24 protein-coding genes and 1 tRNA gene are annotated in these 22,473 nt (G+C 68.1%); 9 read left to right on the plus strand and 16 right to left on the minus strand.

From position 1 onward, the window contains the following. Positions 1-106: 106 nt before the first annotated feature. Together ACLD0U_RS04005 and ACLD0U_RS04010 are read left to right on the plus strand one after the other, a co-directional pair. The gene (locus ACLD0U_RS04005; protein WP_179411235.1) at positions 107-892 is read left to right on the plus strand and encodes an SDR family oxidoreductase; all 786 of its coding nucleotides are present in this window, start codon (positions 107-109) and stop codon (positions 890-892) included. Further along, positions 892-1,590 (plus strand): uracil-DNA glycosylase, encoded by a 699-nt coding sequence (locus ACLD0U_RS04010; RefSeq protein ID WP_410339902.1) that lies wholly within the window; start codon positions 892-894, stop codon positions 1,588-1,590. The genes ACLD0U_RS04005 and ACLD0U_RS04010 overlap by 1 nt, the downstream gene beginning before the upstream one ends. A gap of 16 nt (positions 1,591-1,606) precedes the next feature. Here ACLD0U_RS04010 and ACLD0U_RS04015 read toward each other — a convergent pair whose 3' ends face one another. From ACLD0U_RS04015 to ACLD0U_RS04040, 6 genes are read right to left on the minus strand one after another with little or no spacing between them, the layout of a single operon-like run. Further along, positions 1,607-2,395 (minus strand): ABC transporter ATP-binding protein, encoded by a 789-nt coding sequence (locus tag ACLD0U_RS04015; protein ID WP_410339903.1) that lies wholly within the window; start codon positions 2,393-2,395, stop codon positions 1,607-1,609. Further along, positions 2,392-3,183 (minus strand): ABC transporter ATP-binding protein, encoded by a 792-nt coding sequence (locus ACLD0U_RS04020; RefSeq protein ID WP_179411232.1) that lies wholly within the window; start codon positions 3,181-3,183, stop codon positions 2,392-2,394. The genes ACLD0U_RS04015 and ACLD0U_RS04020 overlap by 4 nt, the downstream gene beginning before the upstream one ends. Next, entirely contained in the window at positions 3,180-4,046 is an 867-nt protein-coding gene (locus ACLD0U_RS04025) for an ABC transporter permease (RefSeq protein WP_410339904.1), read from the minus strand. Before ACLD0U_RS04025 ends, ACLD0U_RS04020 begins: the two co-directional genes overlap by 4 nt. Continuing rightward, positions 4,046-4,996: an ABC transporter permease gene (locus ACLD0U_RS04030; RefSeq protein WP_206820711.1), complete on the minus strand. Its 951-nt coding sequence runs from the start codon at positions 4,994-4,996 to the stop codon at positions 4,046-4,048. The genes ACLD0U_RS04025 and ACLD0U_RS04030 overlap by 1 nt, the downstream gene beginning before the upstream one ends. 3 nt (positions 4,997-4,999) lie before the next feature. After that, entirely contained in the window at positions 5,000-6,532 is a 1,533-nt protein-coding gene (locus tag ACLD0U_RS04035) for an ABC transporter substrate-binding protein (protein WP_410339905.1), read from the minus strand. Positions 6,533-6,574: 42 nt separating this feature from the next. After that, on the minus strand, positions 6,575-7,477 hold the full coding sequence (locus ACLD0U_RS04040; RefSeq protein ID WP_410339906.1) for an alpha/beta fold hydrolase: 903 nt from the start codon (positions 7,475-7,477) through the stop codon (positions 6,575-6,577). 197 nt (positions 7,478-7,674) lie between these two features. On the opposite strand from ACLD0U_RS04040, the gene ACLD0U_RS04045 reads away from it, so the two are divergent. Then, entirely contained in the window at positions 7,675-8,379 is a 705-nt protein-coding gene (locus tag ACLD0U_RS04045) for a tyrosine-protein phosphatase (RefSeq protein ID WP_410339907.1), read from the plus strand. A 50-nt stretch (positions 8,380-8,429) separates the two neighbouring features. Further along, positions 8,430-8,906: an SIP domain-containing protein gene (locus ACLD0U_RS04050; RefSeq protein ID WP_206550104.1), complete on the plus strand. Its 477-nt coding sequence runs from the start codon at positions 8,430-8,432 to the stop codon at positions 8,904-8,906. Here ACLD0U_RS04050 and ACLD0U_RS04055 read toward each other — a convergent pair. From ACLD0U_RS04055 to ACLD0U_RS04070, 4 genes are read right to left on the minus strand one after another with little or no spacing between them, the layout of a single operon-like run. Continuing rightward, on the minus strand, positions 8,885-9,343 hold the full coding sequence (locus tag ACLD0U_RS04055; protein ID WP_410339908.1) for a Fe-S oxidoreductase: 459 nt from the start codon (positions 9,341-9,343) through the stop codon (positions 8,885-8,887). The two genes, ACLD0U_RS04050 and ACLD0U_RS04055, sit on opposite strands and share 22 nt — an antisense overlap. Then, complete coding sequence (locus ACLD0U_RS04060; protein ID WP_410339909.1) at positions 9,340-10,143, minus strand: arginase family protein; 804 nt, start codon at positions 10,141-10,143, stop codon at positions 9,340-9,342. The genes ACLD0U_RS04055 and ACLD0U_RS04060 overlap by 4 nt, the downstream gene beginning before the upstream one ends. A 54-nt stretch (positions 10,144-10,197) precedes the next feature. Continuing rightward, positions 10,198-10,938, minus strand: coding sequence for a PspA/IM30 family protein (locus ACLD0U_RS04065; RefSeq protein ID WP_410339910.1), 741 nt, complete (start codon positions 10,936-10,938; stop codon positions 10,198-10,200). Positions 10,939-10,992: 54 nt separating this feature from the next. Continuing rightward, a complete protein-coding gene (locus ACLD0U_RS04070) occupies positions 10,993-13,041 on the minus strand; it encodes a TPM domain-containing protein (RefSeq protein WP_410339911.1) in 2,049 nt (682 codons plus the stop codon). 120 nt (positions 13,042-13,161) lie between these two features. On the opposite strand from ACLD0U_RS04070, the gene ACLD0U_RS04075 reads away from it, so the two are divergent. The 5 genes from ACLD0U_RS04075 to ACLD0U_RS04095 all read left to right on the plus strand — a co-directional run bounded on the left by ACLD0U_RS04075 (position 13,162) and on the right by ACLD0U_RS04095 (position 16,371). Continuing rightward, positions 13,162-14,007 (plus strand): DUF3097 domain-containing protein, encoded by an 846-nt coding sequence (locus tag ACLD0U_RS04075; protein ID WP_206550101.1) that lies wholly within the window; start codon positions 13,162-13,164, stop codon positions 14,005-14,007. 25 nt (positions 14,008-14,032) lie between these two features. After that, entirely contained in the window at positions 14,033-14,758 is a 726-nt protein-coding gene (trmB, locus tag ACLD0U_RS04080; protein ID WP_179411223.1) for a tRNA (guanosine(46)-N7)-methyltransferase TrmB, read from the plus strand. Continuing rightward, positions 14,755-15,573: a CPBP family intramembrane glutamic endopeptidase gene (locus tag ACLD0U_RS04085; protein ID WP_410339912.1), complete on the plus strand. Its 819-nt coding sequence runs from the start codon at positions 14,755-14,757 to the stop codon at positions 15,571-15,573. Before trmB ends, ACLD0U_RS04085 begins: the two co-directional genes overlap by 4 nt. A 50-nt stretch (positions 15,574-15,623) precedes the next feature. Further along, the gene (locus ACLD0U_RS04090; protein ID WP_179411221.1) at positions 15,624-16,211 is read left to right on the plus strand and encodes a CueP family metal-binding protein; all 588 of its coding nucleotides are present in this window, start codon (positions 15,624-15,626) and stop codon (positions 16,209-16,211) included. Between the two features lie 87 nt (positions 16,212-16,298). After that, positions 16,299-16,371 (plus strand) — tRNA-Arg (locus ACLD0U_RS04095). 64 nt (positions 16,372-16,435) lie between these two features. Here ACLD0U_RS04095 and ACLD0U_RS04100 read toward each other — a convergent pair. The 6 genes from ACLD0U_RS04100 to ACLD0U_RS04125 all read right to left on the minus strand — a co-directional run bounded on the left by ACLD0U_RS04100 (position 16,436) and on the right by ACLD0U_RS04125 (position 22,449). Further along, positions 16,436-17,230, minus strand: coding sequence for an SGNH/GDSL hydrolase family protein (locus ACLD0U_RS04100; RefSeq protein ID WP_410339913.1), 795 nt, complete (start codon positions 17,228-17,230; stop codon positions 16,436-16,438). A 115-nt stretch (positions 17,231-17,345) separates the two neighbouring features. Further along, positions 17,346-18,254, minus strand: a complete 909-nt coding sequence (locus ACLD0U_RS04105) for a carbohydrate ABC transporter permease (protein WP_274368749.1) — start codon at positions 18,252-18,254, stop codon at positions 17,346-17,348. Then, the gene (locus tag ACLD0U_RS04110; protein WP_318247839.1) at positions 18,251-19,276 is read right to left on the minus strand and encodes a sugar ABC transporter permease; all 1,026 of its coding nucleotides are present in this window, start codon (positions 19,274-19,276) and stop codon (positions 18,251-18,253) included. The genes ACLD0U_RS04105 and ACLD0U_RS04110 overlap by 4 nt, the downstream gene beginning before the upstream one ends. After that, positions 19,273-20,694: an N-acetylglucosamine/diacetylchitobiose ABC transporter substrate-binding protein gene (gene ngcE, locus ACLD0U_RS04115; protein WP_179411186.1), complete on the minus strand. Its 1,422-nt coding sequence runs from the start codon at positions 20,692-20,694 to the stop codon at positions 19,273-19,275. Before ngcE ends, ACLD0U_RS04110 begins: the two co-directional genes overlap by 4 nt. A 61-nt stretch (positions 20,695-20,755) precedes the next feature. Beyond that, positions 20,756-21,514 (minus strand): sugar isomerase domain-containing protein, encoded by a 759-nt coding sequence (locus ACLD0U_RS04120; protein WP_206550096.1) that lies wholly within the window; start codon positions 21,512-21,514, stop codon positions 20,756-20,758. Beyond that, on the minus strand, positions 21,511-22,449 hold the full coding sequence (locus tag ACLD0U_RS04125) for a MurR/RpiR family transcriptional regulator (RefSeq protein ID WP_224817617.1): 939 nt from the start codon (positions 22,447-22,449) through the stop codon (positions 21,511-21,513). The genes ACLD0U_RS04120 and ACLD0U_RS04125 overlap by 4 nt, the downstream gene beginning before the upstream one ends. Positions 22,450-22,473: the final 24 nt, after the last annotated feature.

A 22,473-nucleotide genomic window follows, 5' to 3' on the forward strand; every position in this document is an offset into this window, starting at 1 on the left:
CCTTGTAGTGAGAGTACGGATGCGGCGCACGCGTCAACAAGCGCCCAGAAATGTTACGTAACACGCCGGAGTCGGATGCCCGTGGCAAAGGACGTACGGTGGAGGCATGGTGAACAGACGAGCCGTGGTGACCGGAGCGAGCACGGGTATCGGAGAGGCGACGGTGCGTGCGTTGCGCGCCCGCGGTTGGGACGTTGTCGGGGTAGCCCGGCGAGAGGAGCGGCTCGCGGTGCTCGCCGCCGAGACCGGTGCGACCGGAATCGCCTGCGATCTCACCGATCAGCGCGCGGTGGATGCCCTGATCGACGAGCTGGCGAAGACCGGTCCCGTGCACGCGCTGGTGCAGGTGGCCGGTGGCGCCCGTGGCACCGACAGCGTTGAGGCGGGCTCGGTCGCCGACTGGCAGTGGATGTATGACGCCAACGTGCTTGCGACGCAGCGGCTGGTTTCGGGCATCCTGCCCCTGCTGCGACGCGCGGCGGCCGACGATGGCCACGCCGACACGGTCTTCGTGACATCGACGGCCGCTCAGACGGCGTACCCCGGTGGTGCGGGTTACAACGCGGCGAAGGCCGCGGAGGCGATGCTTGTGAAGGTGCTGCGCCAGGAGCTCAACGGGGAGCCGATCCGGGTCGTCGAGGTGGCACCGGGCATGGTGCACACCGAGGAGTTCACGCTCAACCGACTCGGCGGCGACAGCGTCGCGGCCGAGGCCGTCTACGCGGGCGTGGAGGAGCCGCTGCTGGCCGAGGACGTCGCCGACGTGATCGCGTACGCACTCAGCGCACCGCGCCGGGTCAATCTCGACCTGGTCACGATGCGTCCGGTGGCGCAGTCCGCGCAGCACCTGCTCGCCCGTGGCCCGCTGCACGTGCGCACCGACGTCGACTGATGGTGCGGTCCCTCGGAGAGCTGGCCGATGCGGGCCTGATCGACCCGGGCTGGGCGCGCGCGCTCGCGCCGGCGCAACCCCTGCTGAACGCACTCGGCGACCGGCTGCGTTCCGAGCAGGCCGTGGGGATCGGACACCTACCCGCCGACGAGTACGTCCTGCGCGCGTTCCAGCGCCCGTTCGACGACGTGCGCGTGTTGATCACCGGCCAGGACCCGTATCCGACACCGGGACACGCCATCGGGTTGTCGTTCGCCGTCGACCGCGAGGTACGGCCGTTGCCGCGCAGTCTGGTGAACATCTATCGCGAACGCGAGAGCGATCTGGGCATCCCTCCTGCACCCCACGGTGATCTCACCGCGTGGAGCGACCAGGGCGTGCTGCTGCTGAACCGCGTGCTCACCGTGCGGCCCGGCGCCCCCGCATCCCACCGCGGGTGGGGATGGGAGAAGGTGACCGAGTTGGCGATCCGTGCGCTCGTCGCGCGCCGTGAACCACTCGTCGCGATCCTGTGGGGAAAGGACGCCTCAGGCCTGAAACCGAAGCTCGGCGATGTTCCGACGATCGAGTCCGCGCACCCCTCACCGCTGTCGGCGCGGCGCGGGTTCTTCGGGTCGCGGCCCTTCTCGCGCACCAACGCCCTGCTCGAGCAGCACGGCGCCGCCGAGATCGACTGGCGGGTGGCGGGCGAGCACTGAGCACGCACCGGCCGCCTCAGGGACGGCGGATGGACGGGATCGCAGCGAGCAGTTGGCGCGTGTAGTCCTCGCGCGGATGCTGCAGCACGGCGGCGGTGGTGCCCCGCTCGACGATGCGGCCGTCCTTCATCACCGCGACGGTGTCGCTGAGGTTCTGCACGAGACCGATGTCATGCGACACGACAATCAGAGTGAGTCCCTGCTCGGCGCGCAACTGCTGGAAGAGCGCGAGCACCTGGGCGCGGACGGTCACATCGAGCGCCGACATCGGCTCATCAGCGACGAGGATGCGCGGGCGGTGGGCGATCGCCCTCGCGATGGCGATGCGCTGTCGCTGGCCGCCCGAGAACTCGTGCGGATGACGATCGGCCATGTCGGCGTCCAGGCCGACCTGCACGAGCACATCGCGCACGCGCGCACGATGGTCGCCGGGGACATCGAGCGCCCACAATGGCTCCGCGATGATCTGCCCCGCGGTCATGCGCGGGTCCAGCGACGCATACGGGTCCTGGAACACGAGCCCGGTCTGGCGCCGCAACCAGTGCAGCGAACGGGCGCGCGCCGTGGCATCCACATCGCGTCCGTCGACGATCACGCGACCGCCGGACGGACGGTCAAGGCCCAGCAGCAGCCGTATCAGTGTCGACTTACCCGAACCCGACTCTCCGATCAGGCCGAGTGATTCGCCCTCGGCGATCTCGAGGTCGGTGGGCTCGAGCGCCGTCGACTCGCGCTGCTTCTCGAACACGTGCCGCTTCGGCACGGGGAAGCGCCTGCTCAGGCCCTCGGCGCGGATGAGCGTCACGATGCGCCTCCCTCGGGACGCCACAGGGTGGCGGTCGCATCGCGCAGCAACGCTTGGGTGACCGGTGCCTGCGGTGCTGACAGCAGAGTGCCGATCGGTGCGGACTCGATAACCGTGCCCGCATCGAGAACGACGCCATGCGTGGCCACCTGCGAGAGGACGGCAAGGTCGTGGGTGATGAAGACCAGCGACATGCCCTCTTCCGAGACCAGCGAGAGCAGCAGCCGAAGGATCTCGGCCTGGATCGTGACATCCAGTGCGGTGGTCGGTTCATCGGCGATGAGCAGACGTGGCCGGCAGGCCAGCGCCATGGCGATCGCGACGCGCTGGCGCTGGCCACCCGACAGTTGGTGCGGGTAGCGGTCGACGACGGTCTCGGGGTCGGGAAGGTGCACGCGGGCGGCCTCGGCGATCGCCCTCTCGCGCGCTTGCCTCCGCGGCACGCGTTCGTGGATGCGGATGGCCTCAGCGATCTGACGGCCGACGGTGCGGATCGGGTTGAGGGCGGTGCGCGGTTCCTGAAAGACCATCCCGATCTCGTCGCCGCGTAGCTCAGCCAGTTCGCGATCGCGCATGCCCAGCAACTCGATGCCGTTCCAGCGGACGCTGCCGCGCGCGACCGCGCCCTCCGGCAGCAACCCGAGCACAGCGAGCGCCGTCACCGACTTGCCGGAACCGGACTCGCCGATCAGGCCAAGACGCTGACCGTCGCTCACCTCGAACGAGACACCGTCGAGCACGCGCCGCCCGCCGATCTCGACGACCAGGTCCTCCACCTGCAGACTCATGCCACCACCTCCGGCACATGCACCTGCGCCGCGCGGCGCGACAGCGTCGGATCGGTGGCCTCGCGCAGCGCGTCGCCGAGCAGGTTCAGGCCGAGAACGGTGATCGTGATCGCCAGGCCCGGCCACACCACCGAAAGCGGATGCACGCCGATGTAGCGCTGCAGCTCGGCCAGCAGCGTGCCCCACGAGGCATCGGCCAGCGAGGCGCCGAACCCGAGGTACGACAGACCGGCCTCGGCGAGAACGGCCACCGCCATCGACCACGACAGCTGCACGATGAACACGGGGGCCACGTTCGGCAGCAGGTGACGCACGAGGTTCTGCCCGGCCGTCAATCCGCTGGCGCGTCCGGCCAGCACGAAGTCGCTCTTCTGCACACGGCGCAGCTCGGGGCGGGTGACGCGCGCGATGCTCACGCCGAACCCGATGCCGACCGAGATCACGACCACCCACAGTGAACCGCCCCAGACCGCCGAGATCATCATGGCGATCATCAGCACAGGGAAGGCGATCAAGATGTCGACCAGGACCGCGACGGTCTCGCGCATCCAGCGTGCCGTGAGTGCGCCCAGCGCCGCCAGCAGCATGCCGACCGCGGTGGCCACGATGCCGGCGCCCACGGCGACGAAGACGGTGGTGCGTGCTCCTGCCATCAGCAGGCTGAGGATGTCGCGGCCCGTCGCATCGGTGCCGAGCAGATGGGGCCACCCCGGGGGCGCCCAGCGCCCCTTGACATCCGTGAGCATCGGGTCGAAAGGCGTCCACACCAGCGACACCAGGGCGGTCAGCGCGACGGTCAGCACCACGACCATGCCGAACCAGCCGGTCGCCGACGACAGCAGCACGCGCATCCAGCGGGGCATCAAGCGGCCTCTCTCTGTCGCGGGTCGATGGCGTGATGCACCAGGTCGACGATGAACCCGATGATCAGCACGAACCCGGTGAGTACCAGCAACTCGCTCTGCACCTTGACGAGATCACGGGTGCCGACGTCGGCAACCAGCATCCGACCGATGCCCGGCAGGGTGAACAGCTGCTCGATCACGACCGAGCCGACGATGATCCCCGCGATCTGCAGGCCGAGCACCGTCACGATCGACAGGCCGACAGCGGGGATGCCGTGCTGCACCAGGGCGCGGCGCCGGGTGAGTCCCTTGGCTGCTGCGGTGCGCACGAAGTCCTGGCCCGCCGCCTGCAGGGTGGCGCTGCGCACGAAGCGCATCAGCATGGCGCCCTCGACGAGGCCGATCGTCAACGCCGGCAGCAGCAGCGCCTCGAAGGCCTTGCCGGGCGTCGCCCAGCCGGTGCGGGGAAAGCCCTGCGCGGGCAGCCACCCGAGCCAGTGGGCGAAGACGACGACGAGCATCATGCCGGCCCAGATCACCGGGACGGCCGCGACGGCCTGCGCGCTGACGCTCATCGCCGTGCCACCGGCGCGGCCGCGCAGCATGGCCGAGACGATGCCGAACGGTACAGCGATGAGCAGGGCGATCGTCAGCGCCATCAGCCCGAGCGGCACGGTGACCTGTGCCTTCTCGAGCAGTTCCGCCGAGACCGAGGCGCCACTGAGCTGCGAGGTGCCGAGGTCACCGCGCAGAACGCCGCCGATCCATTCCAGGTACTGCACGATGAGTGGCCGGTCCAGACCGAGCGACTGCCGCAGCGCCTCGACCGTCTCTGCGGATGCCTGTGTGCCGGCGATGAGCTGGGCGACGTCGCCGGGGAGGACACGCAGCGTCAGGAAGATGATCACGCTCGACACGAGGAGCCCTGCGACCAGCAGGGCTCCTCGTGTGAGCGTGTAACGGAGCACAGGTCAGTCTGCGGTCTTCGTGACGCCGGCGAGGTCGATACGCGAGTTGATCGAGTCCTCGGGGAAGCCCGAGACGCCGGGCAGCAGCGCCGTCAGGGTGGCGCCGTTGTACAGCCAGTCAGCGGCGTGATCTTCGGAGACGAGGCGAGCGGCCTCGGCCAGGAGCTCGGCGGAACGCTCGGCGTCGGTCTCGGTCAGTGCCTGCGTGTACAGGTCTTGCACCTCGGCGTTGTCGTAGCCGAAGTAGTAGTCGGGGTTGGCCCAGTTGCCGAAATCGCGCGGCTCGACGTGCAGCACAAAGCTCAGCTCGTAGTCGTGGTTGGTGTAGACGTCCTCGAGCCAGGTGGCGAACTCGACGCGCTTGACCTCGAGCGATACACCGACCTTCGCGAAGTCCGAGATCAGCACCTGAGCGGCGGTCGTGCCGTAGAACGACGGGATCGTCAGGGTGAGGTCGAGCTCTTCGTGGCCGGCCTCAGCCAGCAGCTCTCGTGCACGCGACGGATCGTACGGCGCGACGTCGGACAGGTCCTCGTAGCCGGGATCGAGTTCGGGGATCGGCCCGAACATCGTCTGCCCGGCCCCAACGGCTTGAACGAGCGCGTCGTGGTCGATCGCCAGGCGGAGCGCTTCTCGCACCTTCACATCGTCCAGCGGGGCTTGGGCGTTGTTGAAGGCGAGAGTGGCCTTGTCGGTGGTGCGTCCGGTGGTGACGACGAACTCACCGGTCTCTTCGAGCTGCGGCACCAGATTCGGGTCGACTGCCGTGAGCACGTCGAGCGTGCCGTCCAGCGCCGCGTTCACGCCGGCGGTGAAGTCAGGGATGTAGTGGAAGACCACCTCGGCGACGGTGGCCTGCTCTCCCCAGTACTCGTCGAAGCGGTCGAAGCTGATCGAGCTGCCCTTGGTCCAGCGGTCGAGCACGAAGGGACCCGTGCCGTTCTCAGCGGTCTTCAGGTCAGTCTTGTCGCCCTTCGCGAACACCAGTCCTGCGGGGCCGGTGAGAGTGAACAGGAAGTTCTGGTCGGGCTCGGTGAGAGTGATGACCACCGTCGTCGCGTCCGGGGCATCGATCGAGTCCACACCGGCGAACTGCGCATTGCCCTGCACTGCCGCGTCGGACTGGACGGCCTTGTACGAGGCGACCACGTCGGCTGAGGTGAGCTCGCTGCCGTCGTGGAACGTGATGTCGTCGTTCAGCGTGAAGGTGTAGGTGAGGCCATCGGGCGAGATCTCGTATGCGCTGGCAAGGCGCTCGACGATCTCGTTGTCCTGAGTGCGGGTCACGAGGCCCTCGTAGATGTTGTCGACCAGGATCTGCTCGAGGGCGGCGCCGCTGGTGTGCCGGATGTCGAGGTTGGTGGGTTCGAGCACGAGGCCGACGCTGAGGGTCGCATCCGGGTCGGGTGCGCCGGTGGCCGTCGGCGTCGCTTCGGGGGCGTTGCTGCTGCAGGCGCTGAGCACGAGCGCGCCGGTGGCGATCAGGGCGATCGCGGCGACGCGTCCGGATTGACGTGCGCGGGTGAAGGAAAACAAGGGTAGGTCCTCTCGGAGGGGTGCTGTGTCGCGTCGCTCGGGTCAGCGGTGCGTTCGGGTGAGGGCGGCGGAGGCGAGATCGGCGAGGGATGCCGGCGACGTCTCCTGAACGTTATGGCCGGCGTCGACGGTGACGACGGTTGCCGCAGGGAGTCTGCGGGAGAACTCGGTGACGTCGGCGTCGCGCAGGAATCCCCGGGTACCGCGAACGAGCGACACCGGTGCCGGGACGGCGACGAGATCTTGCCAGGGATCGTCGGATGCCCGTCGCTCGGCGTTGAGTGCGTCGAAGGCGTGTCCGATGATCTGTGCGAAGTGGTGCTTCCACTCGACGCGGCCATCGGCGCGCACGCGGGTGTTGAAGAAGACGCCGCGCTCGGTGTCCTGGATCGTTCCGCCGAAACCGAACGACCGGGCCCGGGCGACCGCGTCGTCGCGGGAATCGAACTCGGTCACGGTGTAGAAGTCGCGCAGCACAGCGGGAGCGGCATCGGTGTCGAGGCCGGGAACCACGTCGACGAGAATGAGTTCACGGACCAACTCGGGGTGCCGGGCGGCGACTACCGCGGCCGCGAGTCCGCCGAGCGAGTGCCCGATGAGCACCTGGGGGACGGTGGTGCGGGCACGCAAGGCATGTGCGACGTCGTCGGCGAGCGAGCCGGGTGAGTAATCCAGATCCTCGCGCCACGAGGAGTCGCCGTGCCCGGCGAGGTCGATCGCCAGGGCGGGGCGCCCGAGCAGAAGATTGACGGTGTCCCACGTGTGGGCGTTCAGGCCGGCGCCGTGCAACAGGGTTACGTCGGCGGGGCCGTCGCCGTAGGCGAGCGCGCTCAGGGTGCGTCCGTCCGGTAGCGTGTGCGCGATGCGTCGTGCTGCGGGCAGGCCGACGCCGAGCATCTCGGCCTGGCCGGGCAGGTAGCGGAACTCGTCGGCGTGTGTTGTCACGACGATATTGTCCTATCCGTCGGGGGTCAGCAGGAAATGCGGGATCAATTCGTAACGTCACATCGCGAAACAACTATCGTAATGCTGATAATTGACTCTGCCTGCTTGGCTATCTGCATTTCCGCCGTGGGGAACTGCTCGGATCCGTTGGCCTAGGCTGGGGCCATGAGTCAGTCGCGACGCCCCGGAACGTGCCGATGACGATCATCCGGGTTCCCGGGGTCAGCAACCTCCGCGACGTCGGCGGTATTCCCGTCGGTGCCGGTCGGGTGCGCGCCGGCCGCCTATTGCGCTCGGGGCAGCTGGCCGGCCTCACCCCCGCGGGCAGCGCCTTGCTTGCCGGGCGCGTGCAGCGCGTCGTCGATCTGCGTGCCGACGACGAGGTCCGGGCCGAACCCTCGGCGCTGGCGTCGGTGCCGACGACCCGGATTCCGCTCTTTCTGGGATCGACCGCTTCCTTCTTCACCGAGGACATCGACTTGTCCGGCATGTACCGCCACCTGGTCGATGAGTCTGCTGATCGGCTCGCTCAGGCGATACGTCTGATCGCGCAGGGTGTGCCGACGCTGGTGCACTGCACGGTGGGCAAAGACCGCACCGGTGTGACCGTGGCACTGGCCTTGAGCGCCGTGGGAGCGGATCGGGGTGCCGTAGTTGCCGACTATGCGCTCACGGCCTCGCAACTGCCCGAGGCGCGCACACGTGCGGTGGTGGAGTACTTTCGCACGCGCCTGCCCGATTCGCGGAATGCGATCCAACTCGCCACCGAGTCTCCGGCGCCGGTGATGGCGGCGCTGCTTGCCGATATCGATGAGCGCTACGGATCAGCGGCGGAGTACCTGCGCGCGGTGGGGATGTCGGGCGCCGAGCTCGACGCGCTGCGGGCCTTCCTCGTCGAGTGACGCGCTATGTAGGTAAGGCATGCCTACATCGGGTGTAGACTGAGTGCATCATGAGCACTGTCGAGACCGCCGCCGGCACCCGCGCTGCGCGCCGGGCGTCCCGTCGCCCGCAGGTGCAGCACCTCATCACGGCCGACGAGAACGCGCTCGCCGAACTCGAGGCGGTCCTGGCCACTCTTCCGCTGTGTGCGGTCGGCCGCGTGTTCATCGAGGTGCCTGAAGCGGGCGACGTCAGCATCGTCACGGCGCCGCCGCGCATGACTGTCACCTGGTTGCCGCGGGCACGCCCCGTTGGAGCGATCGGCTCCGCTCGCCGATGCGCCACCGGCGAGGCGCTCACCAGGGCAGCCATCGCGTGGGCCGATGAGATGCTCTGCGATGCCGGCCCCGAGGCGCTGCGCACCGAGGTGACCCTGCTCGGCGGGTTCTTGAGCACGGCCGACATCATCGAACACCTGACAGAGACACTCACTGTGGATGCTACGGCGATCACCGCTCCGGAGCGCTACGGCCTGAGCGTGCGCTGATTGCGTCGGCGGCGCACATAGCCGCCGTCTTCCAGACCGGCCTCGATCTCGAAGCGGTTGCGTAGCGGATCCCTCCCGGCGAACAGGTACATCACCGGGGTGAGGAAGCCGTAGCGCAGCCACTGCTGCTTGTGAACGGCCTCGTGTCGCAACACCGCATCGGACGGCGAGGCATCGCCGGTCAGGAAGCATCCGCCGACGCAGACGCCACCGCGCATGAATGTCCACTTCGGCATCCCGCGGAACACCCAGAGGCCCTCTCGTCGCTCGACACGGCCGGTGCTCCACAGGGTGCCCCAGGTCCAGCCGACGGCGGTGCCCCACCAATAGCCGAAGCGACTGATCGGGGAACGCAACAGGAACGAGGGGATGCGGCGATCGAGGCGTCGCCCGCGCTGCAGAACGCGTTCGGCTTCCGAACGCCAGTCGTCGCTCACGCCACGGCGCCGATCAGCCGCAGGATCGACCCCATGTCCTGCACAGCGTCCTCGGGGCCGCGCGGAGCGAAGCCGGCGATCGTGGCACCCGCCAGCGGCACGTGCTCGCGTACCTGGCGGATCGCCGTGACCAGTGCGGCGGTCGTGGTGCCGAACGGAGCGGCATCCGACACGCCGGAGATCGTCGAGGGGTCGAGCACGTCGACGTCGATGTGCACCCAGACGCGCGACGCCCCCGTCGAGCGCACCGCTTCGGCGACGGAATCTGCGTCGAAGTCGGTGGGGGAGAACCGCGTCAGCCGATCGAGTTCGGGCTGCTCCGCGGCGTCGATGATGCGCGTGCCGAGCATCACGACGCGTTCGCGCGGAATGCCGGGCGATAGCGCCAGCTGACCTTCTCCGTCGCCGAGGACGGCACGCAGCGCCATGCCTGAGAACGCCCCGGAGGGGGAGGAGCCGGGGTCGTGCAGGTCCGGGTGGGCGTCGCACCAGAGCACCGCCAGATCGGAGGTGTCGATCGCTGACAGCGCGAAGGCGCTGACGCTGCAGTCGCCGCCGACGACGATGGTCGTCTCGTCGGAGTGCGACATCGTCTCGCGCAGCAGTTCGCGCACGCGCAACAGTGAGCTGAGGCGATGAACACCGGTACCGAGCGCCTCACCGGCCTCCATCGGCACGTCGAGGGTGATGGTGTCCTTGCGTGGCAGGTCACCCGAGATCGCTGTTGCGCCGTCGATCAGCAGCATGGCGCGGGCCGACGGCGATCCCTGCCACTGCGGGGTGATGAGAAAACGGGTCATGACGTTCTCCGGGGGAGAGATGGGGCGGATGCCACCGGCATCCGCCCCGGGGAATCACTCGGATTCGAGGGCGCCCTGCGGCTTGCCGCCGACCTTCAGCGCGGCGAGCCGCGCCTCGACCTCGGTCAGCTCACCGAGGTCTTCCAGGCTCTCGAACTGTGCATCCAGCGACGAGGCCGCGAGCTCGGCCTTGCCCTGTGCCAGGGCCTCCTGGCGGCGGATCTTGTCTTCGAAACGGCCCAGTTCGCTGGTGGGGTCGAGCACGTTGATCGAGCCGATGGCGTCCTGCACCTTGGTCTGCGCCTCGGCGACCTTGGCGCGGGCGAGCAGCTCGCTGCGCTTGGTCTTCAGTTCGCCCAGCTTGGTCTTCATGCCGTTGAGACCGTCCTTGAGCTTGTCGACGATCTCGGTCTGCGTCGCGATCTGCGGCTCGGCGGCACGGGCCTCACGCTCGGCACCGATCTGACGCTGCAGGGCGATCTTGGCGAGGTTGTCGAACTTGTCGGCGTCGGCGGTGTGGCCGCCGCCGCGCAGCTCATCGGCCTTGCGGCTGGCTGCGATGGCCTTGTTGCCCCAGTCCTTGGCGGACTGCACGTCCTCCTGGTGGTCGCGCTCGAGCAGGCGCAGGTTGCCGATGGTCTCGGCGATGGCCGACTCTGCCTCGGCGATGTTGTTCGTGTAGTCGCGCACGAGCTGGTCGATCATCTTCTGCGGGTCCTCGGCGGAGTCGAGGAGCGAGTTGATGTTTGCGCGGACGAGGGTCGAGATGCGCCCGAAGATGGACTGCTTGGTCATGGGTTGTTCCTTTCAGGGGACGGGATCATGAAGTCGAGTCGGAATGAGCGGGGGTCAGAATCGGCCTCCTCCGGAGCGGCCACTGCGGCCTCCTGACCGCCCGCCGCCGAAGCCTGAGCTGCGGAAACCGCCGCCGCCCGAGCGGAAGCCGCGGGAGCGCGAACCACCGGAGGAACGTCGTGAGGAGCTTGCGCCGGCGATCAGCCCGCCGATGATGCCGCCGACGATGTCCCCCGCGATTCCGGAGCCCGAGCTGCGACCGGAGCCGCCGCCGAAGGGGTCACCGCCCCAGCTCGCCCAGCCGTCCTGAGCGCCGCGGCGGGCGTACGCGTCGACGTCGCTGCGAGCGTGCTGTGAAGCCTGGCGGGCGAGCGAAAGGGCGCGTTCAGCTTCGGAGAGCGCGGTGCGTTCGTCGGAGGGCTGCACCGCGATCGCCTGGTCCAGCGCCGCCTCGGCCTGCGACAGGCGCGTGCGGGCCGTGGAGCCGATGCCACCGCGACGGGTGTCGATGAAGGTGCGCGCGGCGCGCACCTCGGAGCTTGCCTGAGCCAGAGTCTGCGACAGCAGCGCCTTCTGGCGCTGGGCTTGTGCGAGTGTCTCGTGCCCCCGGGCGATCGCGGCGTCGATCTGCGTGTTGGCGGCGGTCAGCGCACTCAGCATCCGCTGCGGGCTGCGCGACTGTCCGCTGAGATTCGCGGCGGCCTCGGCGAGCCGGGAGCGCACGGAGTTCACGGTGGCGGCGATCTGCCCGTCCGGGTCGGGCAGGGCCTGTGCGGCGGTCACATCGGCCTGCAGCTCAGAGACGAGCGCCTGGGCCTGCGTCTCGAGAGCGTGCAGCTCGTCACCGAGCGTCGAGACGGCCGTGACGAGCTGAGTCGCCTGCGCGACGGCCTGCTCGGCGGTGCGGATGCCGAATGCTGCCGGGCCGGTCTGTCCGGCGGCGATCGACGCTGCGGCGGATTCGATGGCGTGGTCGGCGAGCATCGCCCGCTCGTGCGCTTGTTCGGGGTTGTCCGTGACGGTCGAGAGGGCATCCGCGTCATACTCGCCGTGCAGTGCCGTCAGCGCCGGGCCGACGTGTGCCAGCAACGGCGTGAGCGCGGCGCGCTCGGCACGTACGCGTTCGAGCTCGGCCGGTGCGTTCTGCTGCAGCGCGCGCAGCGCTTCGAACGCCTCGGTGTTGTCCTCGAGCAGGTCGTCGATCTCGTCACACAGTTCGATGATGCGGATGTTCCACGCGCGCCGGTCGTGGATGGAGTCCTCGATCTCGTCGTCGAGCTTCTGGCGCAGGCCGAAGGCCTCGGAGAGCTTCTCGCGTGCCGTCTGGACGACCTGTGCGAATCCCTCGGTCGCCTGGTCGCCGAACTGCGCGATGGCGAAGCCCAGTTCCTCGCGGCTCGAGGTGATCGCGTCGTCCGCCTGCACCAGCGCCGATCCCGCCTGAGTCTGCACCTGCTCATCGGTGAGCGTCGAGAACGGATCGTTCGGGTCGGGGGTGGCGGGCATGGCTCCGCGGGCGCGGATCGCGGCCGCGCGTCTGCGGCGCCGGATCGCGCGCACGATCAGCCAGATCACGATGATGACGGCGGCGACCGCCACCAGCACCAGCATGACGCGCAGCAGTCCTGCACCGCCGTCGCCCTGGATCTCGTCGGCGGCGAGGGCGATCGCGCCGCTCCAGTCGTTCTGAGCGAGAAGGGGTTGGATGCTGTCCTCGATGGCGCTCAATCTGCTGTCGCTGAGTGGGCCGCCGGTAGCTGCCGAGATGTAGTACGCCCGCTGCTCGACGGCCACGGCGAGCAGATACTGCTCGGGGCCGAGGTTGTTCTGCTCGGCGACCGTGTCGGCCCAGGCGATGCGATCGGCGGGCGACGAGAACTCGTCGACGAACACCACGAACAGATCGGCCGAGGAGTTCTCAGTCAGCTCCTGCAGGCGTTGTTCGGCGGCATCCTCCTGCGCGGGCGAGAGCACCCCGGCGGTATCGGTGACGTAGCCCGCATCGAGCGTCACCGGAGCGGTGGCCGAGGCCGCTGAGCCGGTGATGGCAGTCAGCGCCGCGCTGAGCAGCAGGGCGGCAGAGAGCAGCCACCGTGTTCGCATAGTGTTCCCTCCACTCGGCTGCCGAGCCCCCATGCGTCGAGTCTATGCACTGCGACCGACGCGCGACAGCATCCGCGCGTGCGGCGTTCGCTGTCGGCGCAGACGCATACGCTGGAAGGCATGGACGACAGATACGGCACCGACGTCCTCGCCGACGGATGGCGCAAGCGGGGTGTACCCACGACGACCGACGTCGCAGCGCAGAGGGATCTCGTCGTCGAGGTCGCCGACGACGGATACTGCGGGGCGATCACCCGCGTCGAGGCGGGGCTGGTCGAACTCGAGGACTGGAAGGGGCGCCGGCGCAGCTTCCCGCTCGGTGGCGGCTTTCTCATTGAGGGGCGTCCGGTGCGCCTGGTCGTGCCCGCACGCGCCCCGTCGGGCCCGCGGCGCACCGCGTCGGGGTCGTACGCACCCGCTGACGACCGGGCACGCACAGCGCTGCCGAGCCGCATCCTGGTCGAGGGTCGCCACGATGCGGAACTGGTCGAGAAGGTCTGGGGTGCCGATCTGCGCGTCGAGGGCGTGGTCGTGGAGTACCTGCAGGGGCTCGATCGCCTCGATGAGTTGCTGGCCGAGGCGCCGCCGACGGCGACGCGCCGGTATGGGGTGCTGGTCGACCATCTCGTCGCCGGCTCGAAGGAGACCCGGATCGTCGATCAGATCATGCGGGGCCCGCACGGGGCCCACCTGAAGATCGTCGGTCATCCGTTCATCGACGTCTGGCAGTGCGTGACACCGGCGGCGATGGGTATCCGTGCGTGGCCGCAGATCCCGCGCGGAACCGACTGGAAGACCGGCATCTGCCGGGCATTCGGCTGGCCCGCCGACGACCAGACAGACATCGCGCACGCCTGGAAGCGCATCCTGTCGCGGGTGACTACCTTCCGAGACCTGGAGCCCGCCCTGTTGGGGCGGGTCGAAGAGCTCATCGACTTCGTCACCGAGCCGCACGCCCGTGGCTGAACACCCGCGCCGGTACCCTGGAGGGATGCCAGAACCACGCACCTTCCGCGACGAACCGGTCTCGTTCGTGCGCCGCAGCGGCCGGATGTCGGAGGGGCAGGAGCGGGCATTCGCCGAGCTCGCCCCGTTCTACCTGCTCGATGTGCCGCGCGACGTCGCCTTCACATCCGTGCACCCGCAGGCGCGGCTGGACGTGGCATCCGCATACGGACGCACCGCACCGCTGATCGTCGAGATCGGTTCCGGGCAGGGCCACGCGATCGTCTCGGCGGCATCCTCACGACCCGACGACGACTTCCTCGCCGTCGAGGTCTTCCGCGCCGGACTCGCCCGCACCATGCTCGATGCCGACAAGGCCGGTGCGCGCAACCTGCGCCTGGCCGAGGCGAACGCCCCTGAGGTGCTCTCGACGTACCTGCCCGAGGCGGCAGCATCCGAGGTCTGGATCTTCTTCTCGGACCCCTGGCACAAGAAGCGCCACACCAAGCGGCGGATGATCCGGCCGGGCTTCCCCGAGATCGCCGCGCGGGCGATCGCTGACGACGGGTTGCTGCGCCTGGCCACCGACTGGGAGGACTACGCCCTGCAGATGCGCGAGGTGCTCGATGAGGCACCGCAGTTCGAGCGCGCGTTCGAGGGGGAGTGGGCCGACCGCTTCGACGGTCGCGTGATGACCGCGTTCGAACGCAAGGGCATCGCGAAGGGGCGCGACATCCGCGACCTCACGTACCGTCGGGTACCGCGCGCGTGACGGTCACCGCCTGGCGCAGCGTCCTCGCCGCCGCGCTGGTGTGCGCGGCGGCACCGGCGTTCTTCGTGCTGGGCTGGACGTGGCAGGGATGGCTGCTGCTCGTCGCCGGAATCGGGATGGCCGCGGTCGTCGAGAGACGTCGGATGCTGGCATCCGACCCCTCGCTGACACGCGACCTGTCGCTCATCGCCGTGGGCATGGTGATCGTGCACGCCATCTCGCTCGAGGCGAAGCTCGACGACCTCGCGATGCTGCGCTTCACGCTGGCGCTGGGCGGTGCCGTGCTGGTGCCGTACCTGATCTCGCGGTTCGTGTACCGCGACCGGGCGATCTCGTTCCCGTGGCGCACGGGGCAGCGGTGGGCGCGCTGGCAATGGATCTGGCTCTTCGGGGTGCTGGCTCTGGGCTGGCTGATCCTGCCGTTCTACTTCATCACCAGCGGGGTCTACCAGAACTGGCCGGTCGTCGACACTCCCGACCTCATCGCGCGTCTCTTCGTCGGCGTCGGAGCGGTAGGGATCTGGGATGAGCTGTTCTTCATCTGCACGGTCTTCGCGTTGCTGCGCCGGCACATGCCCGTTGTGCCTGCGAACATCCTGCAGGCCGTCGTGTTCGTGTCGTTCCTGTGGGAACTGGGGTACCGGGAGTGGGGACCGCTGCTGACGATCCCGTTCGCGCTTCTGCAGGGGTGGATCTTCCTGCGCACGCATTCCCTGGCGTACGTGGTCACGGTGCATCTGCTGTTCGACGCGGTCGTCTTCGCCGTGCTGGTGCACGCGCACAACCCCGGCATGCTGCCGATGTTTCTGGTCTGAGCCGATCCGCGCACCAGGGCGTTCATAGACGTCGTGACTACCGTGGCGCCATGCGTACCCGTCTCACGGCGCTCGCCGCCGGCGTCTTCGCCCTCACCCTGTTGATCACCGGATGCTCGCCCGCTGCTGAACCAGCCGGCTCCGTCGCCTCGCAGAGCGATGTGTTGAGCGCGCACGGTCTCGACGGACTCGACGCCAAGCAGGTCATCGAGAAGCTCGACACCACCGCGCTGACCGATCGGCCGCAGACACTGCAGGCGTCGATCCGCCCCGACGAGCTGGTTCTTGTGGACGAGTCCGGCCAGGACGTGCTGCTGCCGATGCCCGACGACGAGGTCTACATCGCCTTCGCCCCTTTCGCCACCCAAACCCACGACTGCACGTTCCACGCACCCAACTCCTGCGTGGGCGAGATGCAGCAGACCGATATTCAGATCACCATCACCGACGCCGACACCGGTGAGGTCTACGTCGACGAGCAGGCCGAGACCTACGACAACGGATTCATCGGCTACTGGCTGCCCCGCGACGTCGACGCGACCGTGGCGGTTACCACCGAGGGCAAAGCCGGTAGCGTCGAGATCACCACACGGGGTGCCGAGGCGCCCACGTGCATCACCACTCTGCAGGTCAGCTGACCGAGCCAGGCCAGTTGATCGGAGCCGACCCGGGCGCGCCGAGGGTGCGCAGAGGCGGCCCCGGCAACTGATAAGCTCGTTGAGTTCGCCTCCGTAGCTCAGTGGATAGAGCGCCGGTTTCCGGTACCGTAGGTCGCAGGTTCGACTCCTGTCGGGGGCACACACAAAGAGACCGTCCGGATTCCCGGGCGGTCTTCTTCGTCTCCGGCCTCGACCGATGGTCGCTACTCGACAGGCGATTCCTCGGGGCCGTCCGCGGCCGTCACCGGCGCATCCGCGAACTCTGCCAGAGCCTCGGCGACCTTTTCGGCGAGGTACTCGTGGCCGGCGTTCGAGGGGTGCTTGCGTCCGGGGCCGACATCGATCACGTCCAGGTAGTTCCGGTCGGTGATCCACTCGTGCTGCACCGGCGAGATGTACCACCAGTTGCGCGCGGCGGCGAGATCCGCGAGGTCCCGGTCGATCCGCGCCGTCGATGCGCCGACGGGAAGCTCATGCGGTGCGGGGCCGAGCACGACAACCGGTACGTCTGGGAACACGGCGGCCAGCTGGTCCCACACGGCGGTGACAGCGGCGCGGTAACCGGCGGCATCCTCGCGGCGATCGTTGATCGATCCCTGCATGATCACGAGGTCGGGCGCGATCGTGGCATCCAGGGCCGCCACGCGCTCACCGTACGCCGGGCCGTTGCGGCCGGGGCGCTGGTAGCCGCTGCCCGGAACCCCTGCAACCACGGTCTCGCCGCCGATCAGGTCGGCGAGCAGGTACGCATAGCCGAGCGTCGGCTCGGTCGCCGCCGAGCCATACGTCCATGAGTCGCCGAACACGAGCACCCGGGGCCGTTCGGCAAGGTGCAGCGGAGCGGGCACGGCACCGTCCTGCCCCGCGGCGATCGGCGTGGTCTCCGCCGGTGTGTTCCAGGGGCGTGTGATGCCGATGACCACCGCGAGGACGACGGCGAACGCGCCGACGAGTGCGATGACCATGCGGCGCCGTCGGGTCGGCGGGTGCAGGGTCATGGGGCGAGTGTAGGCGAGTCGGCGCGTCGAGCGAGCTCGGGCGCGGTGGACGAAGAGACACGGATCGCCCCCGCGCCGCTGAAGCGGGCAGGGGCGATCCGGGCGAACACGGATGCTACTTCGACGTGCCCTGCGAGACGGACCCCTGCAGCTGACGCTGGAAGAGCACGTACACCACGAGCACGGGGACGATCGTGATGATCACCGCGGCGAACATCGCGCCGAAGTCGACCTGGTAGCCGGCGGCCGAGGCGAAGTTGGCCATACCCTGCGAGAGCACGTAGTTGTCCTGGTTCGTGTTCAGCGAGATCGGCAGCAGGAACTGGTTCCACAGGCCCAGGAAGTTCATGATCGCGATGGCGGCCATTCCGGGCTTGGCCATCGGGAGCATCACCTGGAAGAACGTCCGCCACTCGCCGGCGCCATCGACGTAGGCAGCTTCCTGGATCTCGTACGGCAGCGACTTGAAGAACGAGAACAGGAAGAACACGGTGAACGGCAGGGCGAACGCCACGTACGTGATGATCAGACCCGGCAGAGTGTTCAGCAGCCCCATACCCTGCAGGATGAAGAACAACGGCACGATCGCGAGGAAGACCGGGAAGGTCAGGCCCGCGAGCATGAGGTAGTAGATCACTCGGCTGCCGGGGAGCGCGAAGCGCGCCAGCACATAGGCGCACATGGCGCCGAGCACCATCACCAGGACGAGGGCGACGCCCACGACGATGACGGTGTTCAGGAACATGCCGCCGAAGTTGTTCTTCACCCACGCGTTGACGTAGTTGTCGAAGTTCCAGTCGGCGGGTAGTCCGAACGGCGAGGCGAAGATCTCTTTGGTCGTCTTGAACGAGCCGACCAGGGTCCACAGCATCGGCAGGATGACCACGATCGACCAGACCGCTAGGACGCCATGCGAGAGACCGCCGACCACCTTGTCGCTCGTCGTGTCCTTCGGTGTGCGCAGGCCCTTGCGCGAGGTTGATTTCGGGTCGATCGTGATCGCGGCGCGCGTGTCGGTGCTCATGCGCGACCTCCTTCATCCTTGCCGCCGATCAGGCGGAACACGCCGATCACGAGCGCGGCGAACAGCAGGGTAAGCACGGCGAGCACGACACCCATCGCGCTGGCCAGTCCGAACTGGCCCTTCTCGAACGCGGTGCGGAACAGGTACTGGCTCATCACCAGCGTGCTGTTGCCAGGTCCGCCGGTCGCGTTCAGACCGGCCATGTAGACGAAGGCGTCGAGGGCGAGGATGCCCAAGTAGATGTACGCGGTCTGCACGTTGTCGCGGATCTGCGGCAGCAGGATCGAGATCACTGTACGGAATCGACCTGCGCCGTCGATGCGAGCCGCCTCGAGCGTCTCTGAGGGGATGCCCTTGATCGCGGCGACGAACAGCACCATGTAGAACCCGACCATGCTCCACACGATCACGAAGATCGTCGCGCCCATGGCCGTGCGCTCGTCGCCGAGCCAGGCGTACTCGTTCATATCGATGCCGAGCAGCCCGATCAGGCCGTTGAGCAGACCGCTGGGGGTGTAGATCATGTTCCACAGGATCGCGATGACGATCGCGGGGATGACGTACGGGAAGAACGACACAACCCGGTAGAAGCTCGAGGCCTTCAGCCCGCGCACCTGTCCGTGGCTCGGACCACCGACGGTGATCATGCTCGCGAATATCAGGGCGATGGCGATCGTGATCAGCGGCACGACAATCGCGAGCAGGGCGTTGTTGCCCATCGCCTGCAGGAACGTCGGATCCTGAAACAGCCGCACGAAGTTCTGAACGCCGATGAAGTCCATGGTCGCCGAGAACCCGGTCCAGTTGGTCATCGAGTAGTAGACGGCCTGGACGAACGGCGAGATCACGAAGATCAGGAAGATCGCGACCGGGAGACCCAGGAACACGATCAGGAACGACACGTAGTCGAGCGTGAGTTTGCGCGGGACCCCCGCACGGGGCGGCTTGCGCCGCCCCGTGCGTGCTGCAGTCGCCGCAGCGGTCTGCAGCTGGGGACCACCAGAGGCGGTCTGCGAGGTCACTTGATCTCGATCTTCTCGATGGAGCTGTCGTTGCGGATCCGGTCGGTCAGATCCTGCAGCTGCTTGGTGATCTCGGCGACGCTCATCTTGCCGTCGAGGAACGAGTTCCAGATCGGCAGCTGGTCGGAGTTCATGCCGTACAGGTTGAACGACTTGATGGTGAACATGCCCGAACCGGCGGCGTCGATCATCTCGACCTGCGACACCAGCGCCGTCGACCCGAAACCGTCATCGGGCACGGTGCCCTTGACGACCGTGGGAGCGAGCTTGTTCTTCGAGAAGTCGGATGCCGCCTGCTTCGACAGCATCGTGCGCAGCAGCTCCTTGCCACCGGCAGGGTTCTTCGCGTTGGTGGGCACGATGAACGGCTCACCGGCTTCGGCACGCATGTAGCCCGCCGGGGTCGTCGCGCTGTCGTCGAGCGGCATCTCGCGCACGCCCATCATCTGGAAGTTATCTGCCGTGGTGTCCTTCATCTCGTTCTCGATCCACGAGCCGGACGGGTACAGCAGCGCCTCCTGGTCGAGGCTCCACTGCGCCTGAGCCTGCGTGAACTGCGTGCCGGCACCGCCGGGCTTGACGTAGCCCGCCTCGATGAGGCTGTGCAGCTCGGTGAGGATGCCCTGCAGTGCCGGGTGCGACCAGCAGCCCTCTTCGAGGTTCTCCAGCGGCAGACGCACATCGTCGCCCGCCTGGATGACCGCCGAGTCGACGACGAACGTCTGGTAGTAGGTCGCGGCCTCCTTGCCCCACAAGAAGAGGTACTTGTCCTTCTCCTTCGCGGCGGCACCGAGAGCCTTGAGGTCCTTCCACGTCTTCGGCGGCTCCCAGCCGTTCTCCTCGAACAGGCTGCCCGAGTACCACACCGCGTACGTCGTGAAGACGTAGTTGAGTGCGGCGAACTTGTCGCCGAACGTCCCCGGGGCCTTGACACCGTCGAACAGTGTGTCGGCGATCTTCTCGCCTTCGAGGTTGTTCGATTCGAGCACCTCGGACAGGTCCTCGAGCTGGTCGAGGATGGTGTTGAAGCCGATCGAGTTCGCACCGGAGTTGTCGATGAGGTCCGGCGGGTTGCCGCCGACGAACCGAGGCTGCAGCTCCTGGGCGATCTTGGTCGAGGCGGAGACCTTGACGGTGACACCGTCAAGACCGGCGTTGCCCTCCATGATGCTCGCGGCGTTCTGGACGTAGTCGATGCCGTAGCCGCCGTCGAAGATCACGGCGTCGACGGTCGAGTTGGCGGCGACGCCGAACGGGTTGTCGGAGGTGACCTCGCCAGCCGGTTCGTCTCCGCCTCCGCCGCCACCGCCGGGGGCTGCGCAGGACGCGAGGGTCGCGCCGAACGGCAGCAGCACCGCTGCGGCGGCCGCGCCGCGCAGCAGGTTGCGACGGCTGATGGATGCTTCGTTGAGTTCCATCTCAATACCTTCCGTTTATGTGTTGATCGGTGTGTGGGTTTCGGGCCGACCGGGATCCCGATCAGGCTCCCCGCCGAATGCGGTCGCGATAGCGATCCACGAGGGCGGAGTTGTGCTCATCGCCGCCGGGAATGTTGGCGGAGATGTACATCGGGGGTGTCTCACCGCGCGCGGCGATCGTGCGGGCCACGCCCAGCGTGAGCAACTGCGCGATGAACGCGGCGGTGATCGACGAGATAGCGCCGGCGCTGACGCCGTCGGAGACGTCGAGGGTGGCGTCGCCGAAGGGGGCAAGGTTGTCGATCACGACGTCAGCGATCTCGCTGAGTCGCTTGCCGCTCGGATGCTTGGGCTCGACCCGCGCAGTGTGCTCGAGGCTGGTCACGGCGATCACCGGGTGGCCGTGCTCCTTGGCCCACAGGGCTGTGCCGACGATCGAGCCGTTCACGCCGGAGTTCGAAGCGATGAGGAACACATCGTGCGGCTGCACCGTCACGGTCGCCATCAACTCGTCGACCACCCAGGGCTCGCGCTCCAGCGGTGGTTCACCGTCGAGTACGGCGACGTCCCGGTCGCCGAACATGACGATGTCGCGCAGGCTGAACTTGTTCGTGGGGATCAATCCACCGGCGCGCCCGGCGATCTCCATCGCGAACGCCTCGGAGTGCCCCGTGCCGAACGCGTGCAGGATGCCGCCGGCATCGAGCGCGCCGACCATCAGGGCGATGGCGTCGTCGAGAGCGCCCGCTTCGGCATCCGCCGCGAGGCGTTCCAGACGGGTCGTCGCCTCACGCAGCAGGTCGGTCGGGGTAGCGGTCATCGGGTCTCCTCCTGGAACACGGGTGTCTTGGCGGTACGGGTGGCGCGGCGGTGGCCGGATACGGCCATCGCGCTCGCCGCGAGGTGTGTGGTGGCGACGCCGAACGTCTGCTGCGCGACCAGCAGGTAGAGCAGATCGAGCACGAGCAGCTGCGAGTGCTTGACCGACAGGTCATCCGGTCGCAGATACGGGGTCGGCGCGGTGGTGGACAGCGAGACATCGGCGAGGCCGGCCAGCCACGATTCGGCGTCGTGCGTGATGGCGACGGTGAACGCGCCGGCCGCTCGTGCCTGCGACAGCATCTGCACGGTCTCTTCCGTGCGTCCCGTGCTGGAGATACCGATGGCGACCGAGTCCTGGTTCTGCATGACGGCACTGGTGAGCCCTTCGTGCACATCCGACCAGCTGTGTGCCCTGACGCCGATGCGGTACAGCCGCGCCTGGAACTCCCGGGCGATCACTCCGCTGCCGCCGACGCCGTAGATATCGACATGGTCGCTCGCGGCGATCGCATCGCCGACGCGCAGGACGGCATCGAGATCGAGGTGCTCGGCGGTGGTCTCGAGGCTCTGCACATGCAACGCGACCAGTGTCTGCAGCATCTTGCCGACCTCGTCGTGTGCACCGAACTCCCGGCCGATATCGGCCTGCCAGCTCTGATCGGCTCCGCCGCGGCCGATCTCGCTCGCCACGCCGACGCGGAACTGCGTGTAGCCGTCGAACCCGAGCGCGCGGCAGAATCGGGTCACCGTCGCAGCGGAGGTACCCGCGCGCTCGGCCAGTTCGGTGATCGTCAGCTCGACCGGCGCCGTCGGATGCTCGGTGACGACGTCGGCGATCTTGCTCATCGCTGCGGGCATCGTACGTCGCCGTGCCGCGATGCGGCGGGCGATCGTCATCCCGCGGCCGTTGCCGTCGCCGTTGGTCCGTGGCACCATTGCCTCCAACTTCTTCCGAAG

The organism is Microbacterium sp. 2216-1 (genome assembly GCF_046507855.1).
GTDB classification, from domain to species: domain Bacteria; phylum Actinomycetota; class Actinomycetes; order Actinomycetales; family Microbacteriaceae; genus Microbacterium; species Microbacterium esteraromaticum_C.

What these genes read in the sequence shown, in the direction of transcription:
- ACLD0U_RS04005 (WP_179411235.1), top strand. Translation starts at nt 107, where the DNA reads ATGGTGAACAGACGAGCCGTGGTGACCGGAGCGAGCACGGGTATCGGA.
- ACLD0U_RS04010 (WP_410339902.1), top strand. Translation starts at nt 892, where the DNA reads ATGGTGCGGTCCCTCGGAGAGCTGGCCGATGCGGGCCTGATCGACCCG.
- ACLD0U_RS04020 (WP_179411232.1), bottom strand. Translation starts at nt 3,183, where the DNA reads ATGAGTCTGCAGGTGGAGGACCTGGTCGTCGAGATCGGCGGGCGGCGC.
- ACLD0U_RS04025 (WP_410339904.1), bottom strand. Translation starts at nt 4,046, where the DNA reads ATGCCCCGCTGGATGCGCGTGCTGCTGTCGTCGGCGACCGGCTGGTTC.
- ACLD0U_RS04045 (WP_410339907.1), top strand. Translation starts at nt 7,675, where the DNA reads ATGACGATCATCCGGGTTCCCGGGGTCAGCAACCTCCGCGACGTCGGC.
- ACLD0U_RS04050 (WP_206550104.1), top strand. Translation starts at nt 8,430, where the DNA reads ATGAGCACTGTCGAGACCGCCGCCGGCACCCGCGCTGCGCGCCGGGCG.
- ACLD0U_RS04060 (WP_410339909.1), bottom strand. Translation starts at nt 10,143, where the DNA reads ATGACCCGTTTTCTCATCACCCCGCAGTGGCAGGGATCGCCGTCGGCC.
- ACLD0U_RS04065 (WP_410339910.1), bottom strand. Translation starts at nt 10,938, where the DNA reads ATGACCAAGCAGTCCATCTTCGGGCGCATCTCGACCCTCGTCCGCGCA.
- ACLD0U_RS04070 (WP_410339911.1), bottom strand. Translation starts at nt 13,041, where the DNA reads ATGCGAACACGGTGGCTGCTCTCTGCCGCCCTGCTGCTCAGCGCGGCG.
- ACLD0U_RS04075 (WP_206550101.1), top strand. Translation starts at nt 13,162, where the DNA reads ATGGACGACAGATACGGCACCGACGTCCTCGCCGACGGATGGCGCAAG.
- trmB (WP_179411223.1), top strand. Translation starts at nt 14,033, where the DNA reads ATGCCAGAACCACGCACCTTCCGCGACGAACCGGTCTCGTTCGTGCGC.
- ACLD0U_RS04090 (WP_179411221.1), top strand. Translation starts at nt 15,624, where the DNA reads ATGCGTACCCGTCTCACGGCGCTCGCCGCCGGCGTCTTCGCCCTCACC.
- ACLD0U_RS04100 (WP_410339913.1), bottom strand. Translation starts at nt 17,230, where the DNA reads ATGACCCTGCACCCGCCGACCCGACGGCGCCGCATGGTCATCGCACTC.
- ACLD0U_RS04105 (WP_274368749.1), bottom strand. Translation starts at nt 18,254, where the DNA reads ATGAGCACCGACACGCGCGCCGCGATCACGATCGACCCGAAATCAACC.
- ngcE (WP_179411186.1), bottom strand. Translation starts at nt 20,694, where the DNA reads ATGGAACTCAACGAAGCATCCATCAGCCGTCGCAACCTGCTGCGCGGC.
- ACLD0U_RS04120 (WP_206550096.1), bottom strand. Translation starts at nt 21,514, where the DNA reads ATGACCGCTACCCCGACCGACCTGCTGCGTGAGGCGACGACCCGTCTG.